Below are 21,795 nucleotides of genomic sequence, written 5' to 3'. Positions count from 1 at the left end.
CAGGTAGCCGTCATTGGTGTGACCGCACAGTGCGGATGTGCCACGCTGAGGCCGGGCGCTTTTGTGCAAAATGCTCGCAACCAGCGAGCGTTGAACCGTTCCCTCGACGCTTCGTCGCTATTTTTGTGTCCTCGCAGTCGCAGGAAACCCCTACTTTTTCAATTGTAAGTTCTCTCCCCCTTTCAATTTTTCTTGCTAAGCCAGCGACAAGCATAGTGGCACATGCCTATAATCCGGCGGCATGTTGCCCACGGTGGATGAGTGGGGGCAGTAAATGTTCAATATGGTATCGACCCAAGCGTCATGGATGAGCTGGCAGGTCTGATGACGGGACGCTATAGCAGGCATTACGCAAGTACTTGGGATGCAATCACTACCATTAAGCAACGAGCCAGCGTTGATTCAGCACCTTTACGGTGCCCTGATTGATCCGGCGGGTTTTCATCACTTTCTCGAGACGTTGACGCTGTCTATTGGTGGTGAAGCCGCTGAGCTGTTGGTGATTCGGCGCAACCCCCTGCGGGTGGAGAATGTTTGGTACTACGGTCTTTCTGAGGAGTTGTTGCAGTGGTACATCGGCAGCGACATGATTGCCGTGGATATCGTCATCAATACGGCAATTCGTCAGGCGCCAGGCGCTTTTCAGACCGCGCTTACCTATGTCGAAGAGACTAACCCCGATGAGGGCTCTGTGCGCTGGGAAGAAGAGCAGGGCATGCTCGATGCCGCTTGGCTGGTTGTTGAAAGCTCAGCGGATGAATGCGTGCTGCTGACAATTCAAAGAACTGTGGAACAGGGTGCATTTCAGCCGCATGAAATTGGCGCTCTGAACCGACTTGCTCCCTATATTCGTCAGGCTGTGGGCCTCAATCGGCAGTTAGCATCGCGTAGCGACGCGTCGTCATCGCTGGCTGCGGTTATCGATGTATTGCCCGATGCGACGTTAGTGCTGGACAGCTATTCCACGGTGTTGCACTCCAATAAGGCCGCGCGAGCATTGCTTGATCGCGAGCGCAGTCTGGCGATACGCGATGAGCGCCTGAGTTTTTCAGAGACGGCGCTGCAGTCCGCGTTTTTTCTCGCCTCGACACAGGTTGTGCGCGCCAGTGTTGGCCGTGAGGGCTATTACACCGAGACGTTATTCTTAAAACGTGCGGGTCGCCAACCGCTGATATTTGTTTTGCGGCCGATAGAGAGCAGCGAGTTATTGGCGGGCGGAGCGCTGCTTACCATTTATGAGCCCGGTCACCGGCAGTTGCCAAATGCCGAGCAAATTGCCGGCTATTTTGAACTTACTGTGGCGGAGTCACAGGTGTGCGAGCACTTGGTAGCGGGCATGGATTTGCAGGCTATCGCCGACCACTTGGGGCGCAAGATAAGCACTGTGCGTTACCAGTTAAAGCAGGTTTTTCAGAAGACGGCCTGCACCCGGCAGGGAGAGTTGGTGAGCAGTATTTTGGCGGCGCTGTTGCGATAGCGCCTGTTGAAATGGGTGTCTGCGGGCAGTTTATGCCCGCAGGAGATTGAGCTTATTTTGCAACGATCTCTCCGACCAACTCGCTGATAAAAAAGGCACTTTCATGGGAGGTGGTGCCGTCCTTATGCGAAAAGCTAATCAGCGCCATGTCACGTCCGCGGCTGTCTTTGATGGGTGCAAAGAGCCAATAGCCTGTTGAGTCGTCGTCCATGGTTTCATAGTAATCGAGACTGCCCGCCGCATTGACCTTCCAGCTGTGTTCGATCGTGCTTGACTCATCGGGGCCAAAATCCACCCTGCCTGAGCCGTTTTCGTAGAGCCTAACCGAAATTTTATCGGCCTCGTCTGGAAAGGCGTATGTAAAGGCTTTGCTCTGGTTCTCAACAAACAGGCGCTCTGCGCTGCGTTCAGCGGTAGCGGTTTTTCTATAGATGGCGCTGCCGTTGTCATCTTCTACTCGCAATTTTACCGTGAAGCGGCCCACGCGCATGAAGCTGAATGCCTCCTCGGCGTCGCTTTCGCAGTTGAAATCTCCCCATTTGGTGGTGGTGCATACATCGTCACCGTCGGATAAGCCGCCGTCTCCGTCGGTTTCTGAAACGATGTCAGTCACGCTGAACAGGTTGCCATCAATGCTGTAATTTCCCCATTCTGAGGTAGGTGCGTCAGCGGGGAGGGAGGCGTCACCCTCGTCGCGATAGCTGTGGGCTACGTTGTAGCTGCCATCCTCAAGTACCGTAAGAACGTGGAACTCGTCTGCCTGATCTTCAATCAACCAGCTACCTACAAAAGCATTACTGCTACTTTTGACGCTTTTAAACGCTGCGGCGGCATTCGCCTCGCTACCAAAATGTAGCTCATCGTTAACTAAGCGAACCGTTTCCTGGCCGCAGCCTTCGCCCAGCGTTTCACAGAAACCGCCATCGGTGTTGGACTGTGCCTGGGCGCTGAACGTGATTACGCCATCGGCAGGGTTCCACGCGTAGTAGCCCCACTCTGCGGTGGCGGTACCCTGGTCATCGTTGCCGTATTTGTGGCTGACAATGTAGCGATTCCCGCTCAGGAAAGTCAGTACGCTGATTTCTTCGCCATTTGGCCCTTTACCGTTACTGCTCTCGCCCGCCGGCTCGACAAATAACCAGCTGCCGCGCAGGTCGGCCTGTTGTGAGCGGCCAAAATGGGCTTCGGCCTTGTCCGCGCTGACTAAGCTTTTGCCAGTGGGGGTCGCAATTTCGGTGTCGAATTGCGTTTCAAACTCTGACTGCGGTAAGCCGAGATTGAGCTGTGCATCGGCAAGAAGTCCGTGAATCCCGTCGCCAATGGTAATGCCATTGTCAGCATTGCCGTCATCGTCCAATGACTGCAGCAAGCGCAGAATATTGGTGACCTGGTTGGGCGTGCCGCCGTCCATGTCGGCTGGGGTGACTCGGCCGCTGGCGGGAACCTCAGGCAGTGTGATTCCACCAATACTGAAGGTGACGCTATCGCCCTCGACAAATTCGTACTCACCCAGTTCAGTCGTGCTGCCTGACTGGCCGCTGGGAGCGGTTTGATAGCGGATACCGGCAACGGCGCTGTCGGTAAAAATACCTCGCTGGACCTCCGGCTCGGAACTATTGCTTCCGCCAGACGAGGAGCCACCGCCACCACAGGCGGTGAGTGTAAAGGCTAGGGCGAGCGGCCCCCAATGAGCTGATTTCATGGTATCTCCGATTTCTGTACCGAATGTCTAAAGTCGTTAGAGGACCATAGAGTTGGGTACAGCTCATCTCCCAAATTGGGTATGCGTTGCTGGGTGGCTGCGAAAATCGGCAATATTTCTATAATTATTGGGGGCGAGAGCTATTGTTTGCTTCTTTCGGTGGTGTGCGGACGTGGGGGCGTACTTGAAATGCTGAGGCATAAAAAAAGGCCTTCGCTGAGTCAACGAAGGCCTTTTTTGAAATATGGTGCCCAGGAGAGGACTTGAACCTCCACGGCCGTGAGGCCACTAGCACCTGAAGCTAGCGTGTCTACCAATTTCACCACCTGGGCAGGGGTAAAACCAAGGCAATTGCTGCCGAGGCGCGCAATTTACTGATATCGCGCTTTTTTGTCAACGCTTTGCGTTACACTAGGCGCAAATTTTGTAGCTATTTAAGAGGAACTGCCACTGCATGCCAAAAGGCCGCAAGCAACATAACGACCCCCATGCCGCCCGCGAAGCCGAGCGCTATGAAAACCCCGTGCCCAGTCGCGAATACATTCTAGACCAGTTGAGGTCGTCAGAGCAGGGCATGACCGCAGCGGCGCTGCGCAAACGCCTTGATATAGCTGGCGAGGAGCAGGAAGAGGGCTTGCGCCGCCGCATCAAAGCGATGTTGCGTGACGGCCAGCTCATAGAGGGACGGCGAGGCAAGCTGATGGCTCCGGTTGTGGGGGATGCCATACAAGGGCGCGTTCAGGGGCACCGCGACGGCTATGGCTTTGTGTTGGTTGAGGATGAAGAGGATGTATACCTGCACAGCCGACAGATGCAGCAGGTCTTCGATGGCGACACGGTTGCAGTAGAGGTTACGGGTAGCGATCACCGTGGGCGCCGGGAAGGCATCATTGTTGATGTGCTCGAGCGCAATACCCAGCAATTAGTGGGTAAGTTGGTGGACCACCGCGGGCGTTGGGTTGTTGTTCCTGATAATAGCCGAATCCAAAACTGGGTCGCTCTTGAGGACGACGATACGGCAGGTGCCAGCGAAAATGACTTTGTGATGGTGTCTATCACTCGTCAGCCGGGACTGCGTCAGCAAGCACGGGGCAAAATAGTTGAAGTACTCGGTGACAGGGCGACAGTGGGCGTTGCTACTGAGCTTGCACTGCGCAGCCATGAAATTCCCTTTGAGTGGCCCGAGGCGGTAGAGGAGCAGGCCAGGCAGTTCGGTAATGCGCCTGCAGACGCGGATAAAAAGCACCGTGTGGATTTACGCAAGCTGCCATTGGTCACCATTGATGGTGAAGACGCGCGCGACTTTGATGACGCGGTGTACTGTGAGAAAAAGCGTTTCGGTGGTTGGCGGCTGTGGGTGGCCATTGCCGATGTTTCCCACTATGTGAAGCTCGGGTCCGCGTTGGATGAAGAGGCCCAGCGTCGCGCGACCTCGGTGTATTTTCCCGATCGAGTGGTGCCGATGCTTCCCGAGGCGCTGTCCAATGGCCTGTGCTCGCTAAATCCTGATGTAGATCGCCTGTGCATGGTGTGTGAAATGACCATCAGCGCGCGGGGGCGGCTCAGCGGCTATCAGTTTTATGAGGCGGTGATGCGATCCCATGCCCGGCTCACATACAACGAAGTGGGTGCCATGCTTGGTGTCGAGGGCGCTGATCCTGCCAAGGACACCGGTAAGCACCGCAGCCTCCTTCCTCAGTTGAGCGAGCTTCATAATTTGTACAGGGCGCTGCGTCAGGCGCGCTCCAAGCGGGGAGCAATTGATTTCGAAACCGTCGAAACGCGCATTGTCTTTGATGATGAAAAGCGCATCGATGCGATCGTGCCAGTGCATCGCCACGATGCGCACAGAATGATTGAGGAGTGTATGCTGATCGCCAATGTGGCGACGGCAAAGACGCTGGAAAAATCAGGGCTTGAAGCGCTATTCCGTGTGCACAATGGCCCGTCTGAGCAAAAGCTGAGTAACCTGCGAGAGTTTCTGGCAGAGATCGGGCTAGGCTTAAAGGGTGGTGACGACCCCTCGCCCACGGACTATCAAAAATTATTGGCGAGTTTGAAAGACCGGCCCGATGGCCAGATGATTCAAACAATGATGCTGCGCTCGCTGAGCCAGGCGGTGTATCAGCCCGATAATGATGGCCACTTTGGCCTGAACTATACCGGTTACACCCACTTTACCTCGCCGATTCGCCGCTACCCCGACCTTATGGTGCACCGCGCACTTCGCTATCTGCTGCGCAATGGTGGCGGCAAGGCACCCAAGTGCTTCCGACCCGTAAAAGGCGCACCGGATCTGCCGCGTGAAAAGATTTATCCCTATGATATGGCGGCGCTGTTGGGCCTGGGTGAGCACTGCTCGATGGCTGAGCGTCGCGCCGATGATGCCAGTCGCGATGTAATGGCGTTTTTGAAATGCGAATTCCTGCAGGAACATGTGGGCAGTGAATTCGATGGCATGATTGCCGCCGTGACCGGTTTCGGCCTTTTTGTCGAATTGCAGGACTTATATATAGAAGGGCTTGTGCATATTTCTGCCTTGCCGCAAGACTATTACCAGTTCGACCCGGCCCATCAGCGCTTGGTAGGTGAGCGTAGCCGCCGAGTGTACCAGCTCGGTGACTCGCTAAAAGTGCAGGTGCTGAGCGTGGACTTGGAAGAGCGGAAGGTTGACTTGGGTCTGGTTGAGGGCGAGGCCAAGCGCCGCCGCAAACCCTCGGTACGAGAAGCCTTGGCCAAGGGGCAGGTGCCTAAGTCTAAAGGTGCCAAGTCGTCGAGGTCCAAGCGTGGTGCGGGCAAAAAGGCCGAGTCGGCCAAAGGGCCAGCCAAGAAAAGCTCGGCGAATAAAAAGCGCCGTCGCTAGGCGAGAGTTTGATGCTGCCTACAGCGAATTGCTGGGCGCTTTTGTGAATAGGTTAAAGAGTGAAAGAACAAATTTTTGGCTTGCATGCCGTTACCACGGCATTGCAGCGCCGCCCGGAAAGCGTTAGCGAAATATGGGTGCTTGAGGGGCGTCGTGACAAGCGCCTGCATGCCGTCCTTGAACTCGCACAGCGACATAGTATCGCTTTGCATGAGTGTCCTAGAAAAGTCTTGGACGAGTTGGTGGATGGGCGGCACCAGGGGGTCGTCGCGAATGCAAAAGCACCGAGTCAAACCCACGAAAAGCGCTTGCCGGAGCTCGTTGCTGCAGCGGGCAAGCGCGCATTGGTGTTGGTTCTCGACGGCGTGACCGACCCCCATAATCTCGGGGCCTGCTTGCGCAGCGCCGATGCGGCGGGTGTGACAGTCGTGATTGCACCCAAAGACAACTCCGCGAGCTTGAATGCAACCGTGCGCAAAGTGGCCTGCGGGGCCGCTGAGGCAGTGCCGTTTGTGCAGGTCACCAATCTAGCCCGTAGTCTGCGTCAACTCCAGGAGGCGGGGGTGTGGATTATTGGCTTGGCGGGCGAGGCCACACAGTCTTTGTATGACTGCGACCTGTCTGGCCCTGTGGCACTGGTCATGGGGGCCGAGGGTAGTGGCATGCGTCGCTTGACCCGCGAGCAGTGTGACTATCTTGCTCACCTGCCTATGGCCGGGGAGGTCAGCAGTCTCAACGTGTCGGTCGCAACCGGTGTGTGTTTGTTCGAGGCCGTTCGGCAGCGTCAGTAAAGCGCGTGTTTTGATTAAAAAATGCACGAATTGCTTGCATCTGGCGGGGTGCTTGCCTAGAATTCGCGCTCTTGTTTTAACGGTAAGCCCGCTCCAAGCAGCTGGTTTGCCCTCCTTGCCACACCATAAAGGGTGGCTTAACCCGTAAGGAGCATACAATGCGTCACTACGAAATCGTGTTCCTGGTCCACCCGGATCAGAGCGAGCAGGTACCTGGTATGGTCGAGCGTTATACCCAGGCTATCGAAAAAGACGGCGGTAAAGTTCACCGCTTGGAAGACTGGGGTCGCCGTCAACTGGCTTACCCGATCAACAAAATCCACAAGGCTCACTACGTGCTGATCAACGCTGAAGCAAGTGCAGAAGCGATCGACGAGCTGACTACTAACTTCCGTTACAACGACGCCGTTCTGCGTAATCTCATCATTCGTCAGGATGAAGCGGTTACCGAAGAGTCGCCGATCATGAAAGCGGAAAAAGAAAGCCGTGAGCGTCGCAGCCGCAGTGATCAGCGCAGCGAGCGCCGTGACAGCGAGCAGCCAACTGAGAAGCGCGAATCATCAGAAGCCGCTCCGGCTGCTGAGCAAAACGCTGAATAATTGCGGACAGAGTGAGGATTTAAAAGATGGCACGTTTTTTCCGTCGTCGTAAGTTTTGCCGCTTCACCGCGGAAGGTGTTAAGCAGATCGATTACAAAGATCTGGACACTTTGAAAGCCTATGTTTCAGAGACTGGCAAGATTGTTCCCAGCCGTATTACTGGAACCAACGCCAAGTATCAGCGCCAGCTGTCTACCGCGATTAAACGCGCGCGTTTTCTGGCTCTGCTGCCTTACACCGACAGCCATAAATAAGCTGAGCGGTTAGTCATGCGCCCCCTTGCAGAATTTATTATGAAAGGGCGCCTCCAGGCCGTGGCAGTTGCTGGCTTGGGGATAGGCAGTTTGATGTTTGCCTGGGTGGGGGCATCAGCCGCCGCTCTGGTTACCCTGAGAAAGGGGATGACCGAAGGTGCCTTTGTTGTATTTTGGGCGCTTTTACCGGCCATAGCCGTTGCTTTCTACGGCCAGGATGTCGGCCCGCTGTGCATGCTGTTAACCACAGCGGCGGCCGCCGAAGTGTTGCGTAGCAGTCGCTCTTGGCCGTTGGCGCTTGCCAGCGCTGTGCTGGGCGGCATGCTCAGCGCCTTTGCCTTGTACAACGGGGCACAGGAATACCTGGCAGGAATTTTGGCTACCGTGCAGCCGATGCTGGACCAGCTGCAAGCGCAGTCCAGTAATGCGTTGCCCCAGATACTGACCGGCGATATTGCGGCAGTGATTGGCGGCAGTACCGTGTTGTGGAGCGTGTTGGCATTAATGTTGGCGCGCTGGTGGCAGGCAATGCTTTACAACCCTGGTGGGTTTCGCGAAGAAATGTGGTCTTTGCGATTGCCGGCGGTACTTACCGTTGCGTTGGTAGCAGTGATGCTGTTAGTGGGGCAACTGGGTGAAGTGTATCGCTTTTGGGGAGTTATGTGCTTGTTGCCGCTGATTGCTGCGGGGCTGTCACTGGTACACGGGGTGGTTGGTCGTCTTGCTTTAGGGCGTGTATGGCTAGTGGTGTTTTATATCGCGCTGTTGTTGTTAGGGCCGCTGTGGGCGGTGTTAATTTTGGCAGCGATTGTAGATAGTTGGATTGATATCAGACGGCGTTTGCCGACGGCCAAATAGGCCTCGAGACAGACGCGCAGAAGAGGGTTAGAACCATGCAAGTGATTCTGCTTGAGAAAATTGGCAAGCTGGGTGACCTGGGCGACCAGGTAAATGTGAAATCCGGTTACGGCCGTAATTTCCTTATTCCTTTCGGTAAAGCAGTTCCTGCCACCGAAGACAACGTGGCGACATTTGAAGCCCGTCGCGCTGAGCTGGAAGCTGCTGCTGCTGAAAAGCGTGCTACTGCTGAAGCGCGCGCAGCGAAGCTGGCTGACGTTGCGGTTAACATCGAAGCGAATGCGGGTGAAGGCGGCAAACTGTTCGGCTCTATCGGTACACGCGATTTGGCTGAGGCGATCACTGCTGCTGGCGTTGAAGTAAGCAAAAGTGAAGTGCGTATGCCTGAAGGTCCCATCCGTGAGATTGGTAGCTACGAAATCGCTATCCAGGTTCACAGTGATGTGATTCAAAACGTTGCCGTAACGGTTGTTGCTGAGTAATAACTCGCCAATCAATGGTAGCAGCGGGCGGTGAGCACTGCCCGCAATGCTGTGTCCTGTTAATGGGGCGCAGTGAAAAAAGCGCGCGTGGCCTTGCTGGTCGGCGCGTTTTTTTTTTGCCACAATGGCCAACCAACCTGAGCAGTGAGTGTGGCTGTGCAAGCTGACGCCTATCCAGAATCTGAATCGCCGCCGGAATTTGATGACGGTGACTTCGCTAAATTGAAATTGCCTCCGCACTCTCTGGAAGCGGAGCAGTCGGTGCTGGGCGGCTTAATGATTGCCGGTGAAGCTTGGGACTCGGTTGCCGATATGGTTGGCGAGGGCGATTTCTTTCGCCCCGAGCACCGTCTGATTTACGCCTGTATGAGTCAGCTGGTCGAGCAAGAGCAGCCGATTGATGTTGTCACCTTGGCAGAAACCCTGGCGCGCAACGGGCAGCTCAAAGAGGTGGGTGGCACCGCCTACCTTGCCGAAATTGCCACCGGGACGCCGTCGGTCGCGAATATCCGCGCCTATGCGCAAGCCGTGCGTGAGCGCTCGATCTTTCGCTCGCTGATCTCTGCGGCCAACTCCATTGCCGATACGAGCTTTAACCCCGAGGGGCGAAGCAGCGACGAGGTGCTGGACGAAGCCGAACGTCGCATTATGCAGATCGCTGAGGAGCGCCCGAAAGCGGGCGGCCTGGAGCCGATCAATCCGCTGTTGAAGGAAGCCGTTGATAAAATTGACGAGCTGTTCAACAACGACGATGCAATTACCGGTTTAAGCACGGGCTTTGAAAAACTCGATGAGATGACCTCTGGCTTGCAGAAGTCGGACCTGGTCATCGTCGCAGCGCGACCATCGATGGGTAAGACAACCTTTGCCATGAACCTGGTGGAAAACGTCCTGTTGCGATACGAGCAGCCCGTACTGGTGTTCAGTATGGAAATGCCCGCCAGTCAGCTGATGATGCGGATGTTGTCGTCAGTGGGCAAAATCGACCAGGGGCGGGTGCGCAGCGGCAAGCTGGAAGAAGAAGATTGGCCGAAGCTGAGCGCCGCGGTAAGTAAGTTGAAAGATCGGCCGTTGTTTATCGATGATACCGCCGCATTGACCCCTACTGAAGTGCGCTCGCGAGCGCGCAAAGTGCTCCGGGAGCATGGCAGTATCGGCATGATCATGCTCGATTACCTGCAGCTGATGCAGGTGGCCGGCAAGGGGAGCGAGGGGCGAACCGCGGAAATCTCCGAAATATCGCGCTCGCTCAAAGGGATTGCCAAAGAGTTCGATTGCCCAGTGGTTGCACTGTCACAGCTAAACCGCGCGCTGGAGCAACGACCTAATAAACGCCCGGTGAACTCAGATTTGCGTGAATCGGGAGCGATCGAGCAGGATGCCGACGTCATCATGTTTATCTATCGTGATGAGGTTTACAACGAAGAAACGCAAGACAAAGGCGTTGCGGAAATTATTATCGGCAAGCAGCGTAACGGCCCCATCGGGACCGCAAGGCTGAGCTTTATTGGTAAATTTACGCGCTTTGAGAATCTCGCCTTTGGCGATTACGAAGATCCCGGCTACTAGGTAAGACCTTAAGCCCCGTCACTGCTTACAGAGACGGGCGTTGCTCTTCTTCCTCATTTTCCGCTGGCCGCGACTGAATAAAGCGGCCAAAGAATATTCCCACTTCAAACAGTAGCCACATTGGCAGTGCCAGTAGCATCTGCGAGATAACATCTGGTGGGGTCAGCAGCATACCCACGACGAAACAGGCCACCACGACGTACGCACGCTTGGCTGCGAGCTTTTCTGCGCTGGTGACGCCGGCGGTAATCAACAAGACCGTAGCAATCGGGATTTCAAAAGCAATGCCGAAGGCCATAAAGAGCTTCAGTGCGGTGTCGAGAAAGCGTGAAATGTCGGGTGTGTAGGAGACGCCTTCCGGTGTGATGCTGCTGAAAAAGCCAAACACCAATGGGAACACCACAACATAGGCAAAGGCCAGTCCGAGGTAAAAGAGCAGCACGCTGGAAAACAATAGTGGCGCGGCGATGCGCTTTTCGTGTCGATACATGCCGGGTGAGATAAAGGCCCATATCTGGTGAAGAATCACCGGGATGGCCAGGCATACCGCCGACACAAGCACTAGTTTAAACGGGGCTAGAAAGGTGGAGGCGACTTCCGTTGCGATCATGCCGCTGCCTTCGGGCAGATACTGCTGCAAGGGCTGAGAAACAAAGGCATAGATCTCGGATGAAAAGGGCATTAGCCCCAGTGCGCAAATCAGTACTGCCAATACGATTCGCAATAGCCGGTCACGGAGTTCAGTGAGGTGGGCAATTAGCGGCTGCCCTTGATCTTGGTCAGCGTCGATACTCATGGCGCAGGGTCGCTGCCTTTTTCTTTAGTGGGGGTGTCATTGCTGGTGTCACTGCTAGCATCCGAGGCAGTCTGTGGCACCTCTGGAGTGATCGCATTTTCGTTCACTGCCTGTTCGTCCTCTGTGCCGTCTGACTCGGCGCTTGCATTGGCTTGGCTTAGCGAGCGTTCGACCGAGCGAATATCGTCGGCCGCGCTTTCAAGGCTGTCTTGCAGTGATTTCTTGCTATCTTCCAGCGACGCCATGATTGACTCATTGTGGAGCTGCCGACGAATTTCATCGGCGCCCACTTCGCGCTCTATCTCCTGGCGGATGCTGGTAAAGCTTCTACGCAGCCGCCCCAGCCACAAGCTGATGGTTCTTACGGCGGTGGGCAGACGCTCAGGGCCTAAGACCAACAGGCCAAGTACAGCGATCAACAGTAGTTCGGCAAAGCCGATGTCAAACATGGTTTATTTTGACTCGTTTTTTTGTTCGCTTTGTTCCGCTTGAGCGCTGGTCGCCTCACTGTCGGCTTCTTTTTGCTCAATGTTTTTGGCTTTATCGTCGCCGTCGAGGCTGTCTTTAAAGCCTTTTACCGCGCCGCCGAGGTCGCTGCCGATATTTTTAAGCTTCTTGGTGCCAAATAACAGCACCACAATTGCCAGAATGATCAACAGTTGCCAGATACTAATACCACCAAGTCCCATTGCTACTTACCTCACTTATTGTTTGTTGTTGCCGCGCTGTGCTTTTTCATCATGGCCGGAAAGCCCAAAGCGCCGCGCCAGTTCATGTAAAATATCGCTGTGGTCGATGCCCAAGTGCTGAAGCATAACCATTGTGTGAAACCACAAATCCGCGGTCTCATAAACTACTTCCTGATGATCGCCGCTGCGTTCGGCATCTTTGGCGGCAATGATCGCTTCAACGGACTCTTCGCCAACCTTTTCCAGAATTTTATTGAGCCCCTTGTGGTAAAGGCTGGCTACATATGAGCTGTCGGCGTCAGCATTTTTACGCTCGGCGAGCACGGCATCTAATTGGTTGAGTATTGATGCGTCAGCGGCTTTAGCTTTACTTGTCATAGATCTCTTCCGGGTTCTTTAGTACCGCTTCCTGGGTTTGCCACTGCGACTCTTTCAGGCTGCGATAGAAGCAGCTCTGACGCCCTGTATGGCAAGCGATGCCGCCTAGTTGTTCAACCTGCATAAGAATTGCATCGCCGTCGCAGTCTAGCGCGATGTCATGAAGCGTTTGTGTATGGCCGGAACTCTCACCCTTGCGCCACAGCGCCTGGCGCGAGCGCGACCAATAAACGGCGCGTTGCTCGCTCACGGTCAGCTCAAGCGCTTCGCGATTCATCCACGCCATCATCAGCACGCGACCGCTGTGCACGTCTTGTGCTATGGCAGCGACCAAGCCAGCGTCATTCCATTTGACCTGGTCTAACCACTGCTTACTGTCTTGCCGCTGCATAAACATACTGCCTTCGTTTTCTGCGTGCGCCTACTTTACATTAGCGCGAGCGAATTAAGAAATATAAACCGGCGCCGAGCAAGGCGAGGCTCGCGGTGGGTAGTGACTGCAAGCCAAGGCTGATTTCCGGGTCGGCGATCAGTGCGGCTGCCAGCAGGGCGACGATACCCAGTCGCTGATTGCGCGCGCGCCTATCGCGTTGCTCTGCGTGTTTTTCCGCTTGTTGTAATTGCAGACGCAGTGCGTCGTTCTGTGCCTGCTGCGGCGGCTGGCCGCGCTCAAGCAGGGTTTCGGGCAATTGCGGAAGTTGCTCCAGCCAGCCGGGCAGCCGATGGCCGACGCGCTTCAGCATACTCTGGGGCGAATAGCGGTCGCGGATCCAGCGCTCCAAAAAAGGCATGGCGGTTGCCCAGAGGTCGAGTTGCGGATACAGCTGGCGCCCCAGGCCCTCCACATTCAGCAAGGTCTTTTGCAATAGCACCAGTGAGGGTTGTACTTCCATATCGAAGCGGCGGGCAGTTTGAAACAGGTATACCAGCAGCTGGCCGAAGGAAATTTCTGACAACGGTTTTTCAAAAATCGGTTCGCTGACGCTGCGGATGGCGGCTTCAAACTCGTGAACTTTAGTGTGCGGAGGCACCCAGCCGCACTCGACGTGGAGTTCTGCGACTTCGCGGTAGTTGCGCTGGAAGATCGCCAGTAGGTTGCGCGCTAAGTAGTACTGATCAAAGTCGCTGAGACTGCCGATAATTGCGCAATCAATAGCGATGTACTGCGGCGACTGGGGTCGGCCTTCGGCTACGAAAATATTGCCGGGGTGCATGTCCGCGTGGAAAAAACTGTCGCGAAAAACCTGGGTGAAGAAAATTTCCACGCCGCGCTCGGCGAGCTTCTTCATATCCGTGCCCTGTGCGTTCAGGGTCTCCACATCGGTAACGGGGATGCCGTGAATGCGCTCAATGACCAGCACGTTGCGGCGGGTATAGTCCCAGTAGACCTCGGGCACATAGAGAATATCTGAGGCGGCGAAATTGCGGCGCAGCTGCGAGGTATTGGCGCCTTCGCGCTGCAGGTCCAGCTCGTCGTAGATGGTGTGACGATAGTCTTCAACGATCTCCTCGGGGCGAAGACGGCGGCCATCGGGGAGGTGGCGGCGGACAATGCGAGCAATGCTCTGCATTAACTGGATGTCTTTGCCAATCGTGGTTTCGATGCCGGGGCGAACGACTTTAACGACGACCTGCTCGCCGGTCTTCAGCGTTGCGCAGTGCACCTGGGCAATGGAGGCCGAGGCTAGCGCGTTGCGATCGAAAGAGGCAAATACGTCATCGACGCTTTGGCCCAGCGCTTTTTCAATCACGGCGACCGCCTGGTCGCTGGGAAAAGGCGGTACGCGGTCTTGCAGTAATGCGAGTTCTTCGGCGATGTCGTCGGGCAGCAGGTCCCGCCGGGTAGAGAGCAGTTGGCCGAATTTGATAAAAATCGGCCCCAGCGACTCAAGGGCTAAGCGCAGTCGCTGCCCTCGGCTCAACGCCGGTGCAGGGCACAGGCGCCAGGGGCCGCAGCGCAGAAGTAGGCGCAATCGCAGTGGCAGTTTGTCCTGGGGAAGCAGCAAGTCGATGCGATAGCGACAGACGATAATGAGTATGGCAAGCAACCGGCGCAGGCCCATTCGGTATTCCTTTGTTACTGAGTTTTCAGGCGCTGCTGTAGGCGACGAAGTTTCGCTTCGAGACGCTCACTGCGGGCGTTCAGGTCGTCGATATCTTTGAACATCGCTTCTGCCTGCAGGGGGTGGGGCAAGAGTCGACTCTCTTCTAGTAAAAAGTCTTCAAGCTGGCGGCGCAGGTTTTTCCCGGTCCCGCTCAGCCAGCGATGCCCGGCGCGCAAGCCCCGGCCAATTTGGTGTGCGGCAACGTCGCCAAAGGCTTCGGCCAGTGGGTGTTCCCAGTCTAGTTGCAATTCGGCCAGTAGCTTGCGCAATGCCAGCAGGGGCGCGGTGTCGCCGCTGACTTGAATATTGCCGTTAATCAACGCTGCCGCCGGATCGTCAGCGGAGGCGACGGCGGCGAAGTCTCGCCAGTGCCCTCTCAGTGCGGTGCTTGGTGATTGTGGTGCGTGCAGCCCCAGTTTTAGTCGCTTGCCGTTAATGCTGAGCCCGATATTCAAGTCGGGCTCGCGCAGTTCCAGGGCAAAGCTTTCGCCATCGAGCTCGGCGAGTTTGGCGGCGCTACTCGGGTCGAGCTGCAGCGCTCGGTTGACCGCGTCCTCCAGCCCTGAGAGGGCTGCAGTGCTGATCATGGGGGGGATCACGGCTTGACGCCCCGGTGAACGGCAACCACGCCGGCCGTCATATTGTGGTAGCGGACCTCGGCAAAACCGGCTTCGGTCATCATTTCCTTAAGGGTTTCCTGGTCCGGGTGCATGCGAATGCTCTCGGCGAGATAGCGGTAGCTGTCTTCGTCATTGGTGATGAGCTTGCCCATGCGAGGCAGAATATCGAAGGAGTAGCGGTCGTAGACCTTGCTCATTAATTCATTGGTTGGCTTGGAGAATTCCAACACCAGCAAACGCCCGCCTGGCTTCAGTACGCGCAACATAGAGCGCAGCGCGGCGTCTTTGTCGGTGACGTTGCGCAGGCCAAAGGCGATGGTAATGCAGTCGAAGCTATTGTCCGGGAAGGGCAGGCATTCGGCGTTGGCCTGCACGTATTCAATATTGCCGACAATGCCGCGATTGGTCAGTTTTTCGCGCCCCACCTGCAGCATAGAATCGTTGATGTCGGCGAGCACAACCTTGCCCTCACTGCCGACCAAGCGGCTGAATTTGGCCGCTAAATCGCCGGTACCGCCCGCGATGTCGAGCACGCTATTGCCGCGTCGGACGCCGGAAAGTTCGATGGTGAAACGCTTCCAAAGCCGGTGAATGCCCCCTGACATCAGATCGTTCATCAAGTCATATTTGCCGGCGACCGAATGAAATACGCCGGCCACCATGTTTACTTTTTCACCGCGATTGACGGTCTTAAAGCCAAAGTGGGTTGTTTTGTCGTCTGCCATAGTCTTTGTCCCGAGGGGCTTGGGCGCTGATTGCGCGCGTGCGGCGTTATTGTATCCGCTGTAACGGCGGCCTGCACGGCCGTTTTAGATATTCAGTTTGCTGCGCATTTCCCGCATTCGGCGGCGCTGTTCTTCCGGGTCCAGGGGCTTGGCCTCCGGCGCGGGAAGTGCCTCTGGATGAGGGGGTTCGAGTGCCTGACCTTTGCGTACTTGCTCGCATAGCGCCTGATAGTGGCGCTTGTATACCGGGAATGCCTGCTGCTCGGTGTTGTTTGCCAGGAAATACCAGTCGCTTTTTCGCCCGGCGTGATAGACCGCGGGGTGGGACCAGCGATATTCGTTTTTCGGTGACGGTGCCCGACAGGCCTCTACATAGGCGCTGTGGGGGTCAGGCAGGCCAAGCGCTTGGTCATCGGGCTCGCAGTATTTCAGAATGCCTTTGATCGTCGGCAAAAACTCAGACTCGCGAATGGCGCGGTGACAGGCTGCGGTAATTTGCTCTGGTGGAATGTGGCAAAGGTTACTGAACCACAGTTTTTTGGCGTAAGAGAGCTTTTCGGCGTTTGCGAAGGCTTTGTTGTATTGGTTGTGATAGACGAGCTCAAACTCCGCAAACATGCGGTTGATGGCGTCGATAACAGCGCTCTTATCCGGCAGTGGCTTAGAGGCCGTCGGCCCAGCTTCGGTCGGTGTGCTTGTCGATGAAGCCAGTTGCTGCTTGGCTTGATCCAGAAGCTTTTTGCTGTCGTGCATCGTATTTGTCCAGTTGGTGGCTGTGGGCCCAGCGGTATTTTACATGTTGCAGAAACTTTGTATTCCAGGAGCGTTGGGTTTGGCCGCTGTCACGCCAAAACAAGATAAACTCGGGAATTTGCTCCCGGGCAAAGTCGGCGTCAATCCGCGCCATACGCAGAATTTCAAACACTTCCGGGCTCGGTTGCCAGTTGCTGCTGATTGGCACATGGGCTTTTTCGTGACTGACCGCATTGGTGTATCGCGCCCACTGCAGCCGAATGTGTTGCAGAAATCGTGAGTTCCAGTTGCTATCTTGCGTGCCGCGCTCGCGCCAGTAAAGGATGAATTCGGGAATAGCATCTTCGATAAAGTGCTCGCTAATGCCGTCGCGCAGCAGTATCTCCAGGGCATCGCGGCTGGGCCGCCAGTGATTGTCAATGACCTGATGCCGGGCTTGCTCGATTTCAGCGTATTGTTGTTTTTTCCAGCGGCGGCTGACGTATTGGCTGAATGTGCTGCTCCAAGAGCTTCTTGCTTCGCCGCTTTCGCGGTAGTGGGCGATGAACTCGGGTATACAAGCTTCAATAAATTGGTTGCTCACCCGGTTAAAGCGGGTGAGATATTCAACGGCAGCGGGGTCGGGCCGCCAATCGGCGCTGATAAGCTGGCGCCCGGGAACGGCTTGGGCGGGTGCGCTGCTGCGCACTGTTGGTTCGGGCCGTGTTGATGCCGGGCGAGCTGGGGCGTTTTGGGGGGCACCGGTTTGCTGAGCGGGCATGGCAAAACGAATGTTGCGGGCATTGCTGATCAGCGCGCCGCCGATAATAATGAGCCCCTGGTCGTGGAGTTGTTGAAGCAGACGGTCAATATCGGCGCTTTGCCAGAACGGCAGTTGTTCTTCGAGCCGCTGACGGTCGATAAGTAACCAGTCTTGGCCCTGGCGTGGACGGACTTCCAGCAGGGGTTGCCAGTCGGCGAGCAACTGGTATAGCAGGGCACACTCCAGGCCAATGGTTGCTGCCAGAGTGGGCGATACCAGTAGGGGTCTTTCCAGTAGTGGCGCCGACATGAATCATTATCCTCACTTGGCAGAGTATTGTACGGGCTAGTCGCCTGTTCTGTCAGCACAGCAGCGGAGTACTAAGTATGGCGAAGGCCAAAACAGCCTATGTTTGTAGTGATTGCGGTTCCGACCATCGCAAGTGGCAAGGCCAGTGTCAGGACTGTGGCGCCTGGAATACGCTTACCGAGGTGCGTTTGGCTGCGGCAAGTGCCGCCTCGGCTCCTGCTGGGCGCCAAGGCTATGCTGGCGCTGTCGGCGAGCTGCAAAGTCTGTCGAGCGTTCAAATAGAGGATTTACCGCGCATTGCCAGCGGTTTTGAAGAGCTGGACAGGGTGCTCGGCGGTGGCTTTGTGCCGGGCTCGGCGGTGCTGCTTGGCGGTCACCCCGGGGCGGGAAAGAGCACCTTGTTGCTGCAGGTGCTGTGCCGCTTGGCGGCGCGCAGCCGCTGTCTGTACGTCACGGGGGAGGAGTCACTGCAGCAAGTGGCCTTGCGCGCACGCCGTCTTGGTTTGTCGGCAGAGGAATTGCAGCTGTACTCCGAGACCAGCCTGGAGGCGGTTTTGGCGCAGGCGAATCAGCATCGGCCGTCGGTGTTGGTGGTCGACTCCATTCAGGTATTGCACAGCGAGCAGGTAAGTTCGGCGCCCGGCAGTGTTTCTCAGGTACGAGAGTGTGCCGCGGCGTTGACGCGCTTTGCCAAGCAGACCAATACGGTGTTGATTATGGTAGGGCATGTGACCAAGGACGGCGCGCTGGCGGGGCCGAAGGTGCTGGAGCACATCATTGATTGCTCGATTATGTTTGAAGGGGGTAGCGATAGTCGTTATCGCACCCTGCGCGGCCATAAAAACCGCTTTGGCGCGGTGAATGAGCTGGGTGTGTTTGCCATGACCGAGCAGGGTCTGAAAGAGGTTAAGAATCCGTCGGCGATTTTTTTGAATCGCGGTGACGTTCAGGCGGCAGGCAGTGTGGTGATGGTGGTGTGGGAGGGCACTCGTCCTCTGTTGGTAGAAATCCAGGCCTTAGTCGATGAAAGTAATTACGGCAATCCACGCCGTGTTGCGGTGGGGCTGGAGCAGAACCGCTTGGCGATGTTACTGGCGGTGCTCCACCGTCACGGAGGATTGCAGCTCGGCGATCAGGACGTGTTCGTCAATGTGGTTGGTGGCGTCAAGGTGCTGGAAACCGGGGCGGATCTGGCGCTGTTGTTCGCCATCGTATCGAGTTTTCGCGATCGCGCCTTGCCTGAAGACTTGGTCGTTTTTGGTGAGGTGGGCTTGTCGGGGGAAATTCGTCCTGTGCCCAGTGGGCAGGAGCGCCTGCAAGAAGCTAAAAAGCACGGCTTTAGCCGTGCTATCGTGCCCAAGGCGAATGCTCCTCGCGGCGATATCGCAATTGATGTCGTCGCGGTTAGCACGCTTGCCGAGGCCATCGAGGCAATGTAATGCGGCCTTGCTGCGGCGCCTTTAGAACAGCTCTATCGGCTCGCCGCTGTCTTCTCCATAAGGACTGCTGCCACCACCGCTGGTGTTAATGGTAGTGGGCGCATTCTCTGCCCGGAAGTATTCAAAGATTGCATTGCTCTGCCCCGGCGCGGCCAGGGTGCCGGTTTCCGGGTCAATACGCACCGACACGATACCCTCGGGTTGTTTTAGGTAGCGCTCTTCGCGGCCCTGCAATGCGACTTTCATGTAGTCGATCCAGATTGGTAGGGCAACAGAACCGCCGTACTCGCGGCGACCCAGCTTCTGGTTTTGGTCGAAGCCCACCCATGTGGAGGTCACCACGCCGCTGCTGTAGCCGGAGAACCAGGCGTCGGTTGGCCCGTTTGTCGTTCCCGTCTTCCCGGCTGCATCGCCGCGCTTTAGCACTCGGGCCTTGCGGCCGGTACCGCGCGATATAACGTCCTTGAGAATGCTGTCGATAAGGAAGACAACTTCCTCGTCGACCACCCTCTCTGCCAGATCCTGCGGGCCAGCGGCGCTGTCTGCATGAAGGTCATCCAAAGAATCTGCCTCCATGCTATCGATGTCGCCGAGACTGTCCAGGCCGGCTTCGCAGTTGCGGCAGGCGACTTTTGGTTCGGCGCGGTAAAGGGTGTTGCCATCGCGGTCGATGATTTGCTCTATCAACCACGGCGATACCTTATAGCCGCCGTTGGCAAACGCGGCGTAACCGGTAACCACGTCAAGTGGCGTTAGCGAGTGGCTGCCCAGCGCAAGAGAGAGGTCCCTTGGGAGGGTGCGGCCGTCGAAACCAAAGCGGGAGACGTAGTCGATGGCAGTATTGATTCCCAGCTCTCGCAAAAGTCGAATCGATACCAGGTTCCTGGACAGGTACAAGGCTTTGCGCAGTCGCATCGGGCCGTTAAATTTGCCGTTGGAATTGCTCGGGCGCCACGTTCCCCCCAGCGAAGCGTCGTCGAATACGATGGGGGCATCATTGATGATGCTCGCTGGTGTAAAGCCATTGGCCAGTGCAGCGGTGTAGATAAAGGGTTTAAAAGCCGAGCCTGGTTGCCGGGCAGCCTGAGTGGCGCGGTTGAATGAGCTTCGCTGATAGCTGTAGCCGCCTACTAAGCTGAGAATGGCGCCGGTGTCTGCGTCCAGTGAAACCAGGGCTCCCTGAATGGCGGGTAGCTGTGAAAAAATCCAACGCTTGGGGAGTGATGAACTCATGCGTAGTCTGACAACGTCGCCAGGGGCGATAAGTTCATCTACGGATTCCACTTCGTAGCTATTTCGGTCTTCATTAATATAACGAACGCTGCCGGCAAAACCCTGTTCCCAGTTAAGGGTGGTTTGCTCGCCGGTGGCGAGTAAGAACGTTGCGCTCTGGCTCTCTATGTGGAGAACAAGGGCCGGGTGCCAGGGGCCGATGGCGCCGATGTCGCGAAGCTTGTCGCTAAAATGCTCGCGCTGTTGTTCGTTGATATCGGCGGGGAGTGGCCACTGTTGTTCAGGGCCCCGGTATCCGTGGCGACGATCGTATTCGATTACGCCGTTTATAACGGCTTGGTTTGCGGCAGTTTGAAGGGTGCTGTCGACGCTGGTGATAACGCTGTAGCCGTTTTCATAGGCATCGCGGCCATAGCGTTTCAGCATTTCGACGCGGACCATTTCGGCGGCGTAAGCGGCACTGACGTCGAGTTGCGTGCCGTGTCGGCGGGCGGTGATGTTTTGCTGTTTTGCGGCTTGGTAGTCGGCTTGGTTGATATAGCCCAGCGCAAACATTCGGCCGAGAATCCAGTTTCGGCGAATCCGGGCTCGCTCCGGGTTGGCAACGGGGTTGTAGGCCGATGGCGCTTTGGGTAGGCCAGCGATCATTGCCATTTGGGCAAGGCTGAGTTCCTTGATGGACTTACCGTAATAGGTTTGTGCAGCGGCCTCAATGCCGTAGGAATGGTTGCCGAGAAAGATTTTGTTGAGGTAAAGCTCGAGAATGTCGCCTTTACTGAGTTTGCGCTCTATTTCGATGGCGAGAAAAATTTCGGTGAATTTACGCGTAAAGGTGCGCTCTTGGCTCAAAAAGTAGTTCTTTGCGACTTGCATGGTAATGGTCGAGCCGCCAGTTTGAATGCTGCCGCTGGTGATCAACTGCGATGCAGCGCGCAGCAAGCTGGTGAGGTCGACGCCGCGGTGTTGGTAAAAACGGTCGTCCTCGGCGGCCAGAAAGGCCTTGATGAATGTGTCGGGAACTTCTTGAATGCTAACCGGTGAACGGCGTTTTTCGCCGAATTCACCGATAATCTGGCCGTCTCTGCTATATATACGCAGAGGTGTTTGCAGTTCGACATCGCGTAATTTCTCCGCCTCGGGTAGCCGTGGCGCTATGTACAGGAAGGCGGCGCAGAACACCATGACAGCGCCACAGGCACCAATGAGTGCTAGAAGGCTAAAAGAACGTAGTAGCGAAGTAGTGCGAGCCATATTTTTCCAGTTATGCCAATGGGCTTTTAAAACGCGGACAATAGGATACCCAAATCTGTGACACTATCCGGGTATTTTTTTCATAACTATTTGCGCAATGGTATACACTGGTATTTAATCTTGCATATAAGAATTCGCCCTAAGTCCACGATGTAAATAG

The 21,795-nt window shown here is 56.1% G+C and carries 21 protein-coding genes and 1 tRNA gene; 9 read left to right on the top strand and 13 right to left on the bottom strand.

Annotation, left to right across the window (positions count from 1 at the left end; genetic code table 11):
* The first annotated feature begins 364 nt into the window (after positions 1-364).
* Positions 365-1,477 carry a helix-turn-helix transcriptional regulator gene (locus tag H573_RS0109770; protein ID WP_051171178.1) on the top strand — a complete coding sequence of 371 codons (1,113 nt, stop codon included), beginning with the start codon at positions 365-367 and terminating at the stop codon, positions 1,475-1,477.
* 52 nt (positions 1,478-1,529) lie between these two features.
* Here the strand turns inward: H573_RS0109770 and H573_RS0109765 are convergent, their stop codons facing one another.
* Together H573_RS0109765 and H573_RS0109760 are read right to left on the bottom strand one after the other, a co-directional pair.
* The gene (locus tag H573_RS0109765) at positions 1,530-3,179 is read right to left on the bottom strand and encodes a hypothetical protein (protein ID WP_027874109.1); all 1,650 of its coding nucleotides are present in this window, start codon (positions 3,177-3,179) and stop codon (positions 1,530-1,532) included.
* 245 nt (positions 3,180-3,424) lie between these two features.
* Positions 3,425-3,511, bottom strand: a tRNA-Leu gene (locus H573_RS0109760).
* Between the two features lie 122 nt (positions 3,512-3,633).
* Here H573_RS0109760 and rnr point away from each other — a divergent pair.
* The 7 genes from rnr (at position 3,634) to dnaB (ending at position 10,595) form a co-directional block, all read left to right on the top strand.
* On the top strand, positions 3,634-6,042 hold the full coding sequence (gene rnr, locus H573_RS0109755; protein WP_027874108.1) for a ribonuclease R: 2,409 nt from the start codon (positions 3,634-3,636) through the stop codon (positions 6,040-6,042).
* A 59-nt stretch (positions 6,043-6,101) separates the two neighbouring features.
* Entirely contained in the window at positions 6,102-6,833 is a 732-nt protein-coding gene (gene rlmB, locus H573_RS0109750) for a 23S rRNA (guanosine(2251)-2'-O)-methyltransferase RlmB (protein ID WP_027874107.1), read from the top strand.
* Positions 6,834-6,991: 158 nt separating this feature from the next.
* Positions 6,992-7,432, top strand: a complete 441-nt coding sequence (rpsF, locus tag H573_RS0109745; RefSeq protein ID WP_027874106.1) for a 30S ribosomal protein S6 — start codon at positions 6,992-6,994, stop codon at positions 7,430-7,432.
* 26 nt (positions 7,433-7,458) lie between these two features.
* Positions 7,459-7,686 (top strand): 30S ribosomal protein S18, encoded by a 228-nt coding sequence (gene rpsR, locus H573_RS0109740; protein WP_027874105.1) that lies wholly within the window; start codon positions 7,459-7,461, stop codon positions 7,684-7,686.
* A gap of 39 nt (positions 7,687-7,725) precedes the next feature.
* Positions 7,726-8,544: a hypothetical protein gene (locus H573_RS0109735; protein WP_154653870.1), complete on the top strand. Its 819-nt coding sequence runs from the start codon at positions 7,726-7,728 to the stop codon at positions 8,542-8,544.
* A gap of 35 nt (positions 8,545-8,579) precedes the next feature.
* Positions 8,580-9,026, top strand: coding sequence for a 50S ribosomal protein L9 (gene rplI, locus H573_RS0109730; RefSeq protein WP_027874103.1), 447 nt, complete (start codon positions 8,580-8,582; stop codon positions 9,024-9,026).
* A gap of 150 nt (positions 9,027-9,176) precedes the next feature.
* A complete protein-coding gene (dnaB, locus tag H573_RS0109725; RefSeq protein WP_234701858.1) occupies positions 9,177-10,595 on the top strand; it encodes a replicative DNA helicase in 1,419 nt (472 codons plus the stop codon).
* Between the two features lie 25 nt (positions 10,596-10,620).
* Here the strand turns inward: dnaB and tatC are convergent, their stop codons facing one another.
* The 10 genes from tatC to H573_RS0109675 all read right to left on the bottom strand — a co-directional run bounded on the left by tatC (position 10,621) and on the right by H573_RS0109675 (position 17,712).
* Positions 10,621-11,391, bottom strand: coding sequence for a twin-arginine translocase subunit TatC (gene tatC, locus H573_RS0109720; protein ID WP_027874101.1), 771 nt, complete (start codon positions 11,389-11,391; stop codon positions 10,621-10,623).
* Complete coding sequence (tatB, locus tag H573_RS19325) at positions 11,388-11,840, bottom strand: Sec-independent protein translocase protein TatB (protein WP_027874100.1); 453 nt, start codon at positions 11,838-11,840, stop codon at positions 11,388-11,390. The genes tatC and tatB overlap by 4 nt, the downstream gene beginning before the upstream one ends.
* A 3-nt stretch (positions 11,841-11,843) precedes the next feature.
* Positions 11,844-12,080: a Sec-independent protein translocase subunit TatA gene (gene tatA / locus H573_RS0109710; RefSeq protein ID WP_027874099.1), complete on the bottom strand. Its 237-nt coding sequence runs from the start codon at positions 12,078-12,080 to the stop codon at positions 11,844-11,846.
* 15 nt (positions 12,081-12,095) lie between these two features.
* Positions 12,096-12,458, bottom strand: coding sequence for a phosphoribosyl-ATP diphosphatase (locus H573_RS0109705; RefSeq protein WP_051171177.1), 363 nt, complete (start codon positions 12,456-12,458; stop codon positions 12,096-12,098).
* The gene (gene hisI / locus H573_RS0109700) at positions 12,448-12,849 is read right to left on the bottom strand and encodes a phosphoribosyl-AMP cyclohydrolase (RefSeq protein WP_027874097.1); all 402 of its coding nucleotides are present in this window, start codon (positions 12,847-12,849) and stop codon (positions 12,448-12,450) included. Before hisI ends, H573_RS0109705 begins: the two co-directional genes overlap by 11 nt.
* Before the next feature lie 40 nt (positions 12,850-12,889).
* On the bottom strand, positions 12,890-14,521 hold the full coding sequence (gene ubiB / locus H573_RS0109695; protein WP_027874096.1) for a ubiquinone biosynthesis regulatory protein kinase UbiB: 1,632 nt from the start codon (positions 14,519-14,521) through the stop codon (positions 12,890-12,892).
* Positions 14,522-14,535: 14 nt separating this feature from the next.
* Complete coding sequence (locus tag H573_RS0109690; protein ID WP_036256368.1) at positions 14,536-15,150, bottom strand: ubiquinone biosynthesis accessory factor UbiJ; 615 nt, start codon at positions 15,148-15,150, stop codon at positions 14,536-14,538.
* Positions 15,151-15,158: 8 nt separating this feature from the next.
* On the bottom strand, positions 15,159-15,908 hold the full coding sequence (gene ubiE / locus H573_RS0109685) for a bifunctional demethylmenaquinone methyltransferase/2-methoxy-6-polyprenyl-1,4-benzoquinol methylase UbiE (protein WP_027874094.1): 750 nt from the start codon (positions 15,906-15,908) through the stop codon (positions 15,159-15,161).
* Between the two features lie 84 nt (positions 15,909-15,992).
* The gene (locus tag H573_RS0109680) at positions 15,993-16,661 is read right to left on the bottom strand and encodes a replication protein P (protein WP_234701857.1); all 669 of its coding nucleotides are present in this window, start codon (positions 16,659-16,661) and stop codon (positions 15,993-15,995) included.
* A complete protein-coding gene (locus H573_RS0109675) occupies positions 16,570-17,712 on the bottom strand; it encodes a DnaT-like ssDNA-binding domain-containing protein (RefSeq protein WP_027874092.1) in 1,143 nt (380 codons plus the stop codon). Before H573_RS0109675 ends, H573_RS0109680 begins: the two co-directional genes overlap by 92 nt.
* A 77-nt stretch (positions 17,713-17,789) precedes the next feature.
* Here H573_RS0109675 and radA point away from each other — a divergent pair, with 77 nt between their 5' ends.
* Positions 17,790-19,151: a DNA repair protein RadA gene (radA, locus tag H573_RS0109670; protein ID WP_027874091.1), complete on the top strand. Its 1,362-nt coding sequence runs from the start codon at positions 17,790-17,792 to the stop codon at positions 19,149-19,151.
* Between the two features lie 21 nt (positions 19,152-19,172).
* Here radA and H573_RS0109665 read toward each other — a convergent pair whose 3' ends face one another.
* Positions 19,173-21,635 carry a penicillin-binding protein 1A gene (locus tag H573_RS0109665; protein WP_027874090.1) on the bottom strand — a complete coding sequence of 821 codons (2,463 nt, stop codon included), beginning with the start codon at positions 21,633-21,635 and terminating at the stop codon, positions 19,173-19,175.
* Between the last annotated feature and the right edge of the window lie 160 nt (positions 21,636-21,795).

This window comes from Neomelitea salexigens DSM 19753 (assembly GCF_000422345.1).
In the GTDB taxonomy this organism is placed as follows: Bacteria; Pseudomonadota; Gammaproteobacteria; order Pseudomonadales; family Spongiibacteraceae; genus Spongiibacter; species Spongiibacter marinus_A.
Note: the sequence above shows the minus strand (reverse complement) of the source record. Positions and strands in the feature narration are given on the sequence as shown.